The sequence below is a fragment of the Paractinoplanes toevensis genome, assembly GCF_018332695.1.
Lineage (GTDB): Bacteria > Actinomycetota > Actinomycetes > Mycobacteriales > Micromonosporaceae > Actinoplanes > Actinoplanes toevensis.
Genome location: NZ_BOQN01000277.1, coordinates 1 through 931, shown reverse-complemented (window position 1 = coordinate 931; position 931 = coordinate 1). Strand labels below are relative to the sequence as shown.

The 931-nt window shown below is 66.6% G+C and carries 1 protein-coding gene; it reads left to right on the top strand.

The window, feature by feature from the left end; genetic code table 11:
* The first annotated feature begins 40 nt into the window (after window positions 1-40).
* Window positions 41-912, top strand: a protein-coding gene (locus Ato02nite_RS51200) for an IS5 family transposase (RefSeq protein ID WP_438873139.1) whose coding sequence is annotated in 2 segments (ribosomal slippage) — window positions 41-383 and window positions 383-912 — 873 coding nt in all. Because the reading frame shifts where the segments join, the coding sequence is not laid out codon by codon here.
* Window positions 913-931: the final 19 nt, after the last annotated feature.

Sequence of the window (931 nt, the reverse complement as noted above, 5' to 3'; positions counted from 1 at the left end):
CTAGGGAGTGTTTGGAATGTTGATCGTTCGTTGAGTACGCGTGGCGCGTGGTGACCTGACGAATGATCAATGGGTGAGGCTGTCGGCGGTGCTCCCGCCTGTGCGGATGGGACGTCCGCCGCGGGATCGCCGGATGGTGATCAACGCGATCCGGTGGCGGGTCCGGACCGGCTCGCCGTGGCGGGACATGCCGGAGCGCTACGGGCCCTGGGAAACCGCATACGGACTGTTCCGGCAGTGGCAGCGCGACGGTGTCTGGGCCGAGATCCTGACCCGGCTGCAGGCCGCGGCTGACGCGGAACAGATCATCACCTGGGACGTGTCGGTCGACTCGACGGTATGCCGAGCACATCAGCACGCTGCCGGCGCCCGGAAAAGGGGGACGATCAGAAACAGCCGCCGGGTGGAGTGGACACCGAACCCAACGACCATGCCCTCGGCCGGTCACGTGGCGGGCTGAGCACGAAACTGCATCTGGCCTGCGAACAAGGTCAGCGTCCGCTATCGATGCTGGTCACCGCGGGTCAAGCCGGTGACAGCCCGCAGTTCGCCGCGGTCCTGGCCGGGATCCGAGTACCGCGCCTGGGTCGCGGGGCGGCCAGGACTCGTCCGGACCGAGTCCTGGCCGACAAGGCATACAGCTCTCGCGGCAACCGTGCTCACCTGCGACAACGCGGAATCCGGGCCACCATCAGCGAACCGGCGGACCAGACTGGTCACCGACAACGACGCGGCGCGGCTGGCGGCCGGCCACCGGCCTTCGACCGCGAGATCTACAAGCAGCGTCATGCCGTCGAATGCGGTATCAACCGGCTCAAGCGACATCGGGCCGTTGCCACTCGCTATGACAAGTTGGCCGTCCGGTACCTCGCCACCGTACGGATCGCCGCCATCGGTGAATGGCTCCGATGACTTACCAAACACTCCCTAG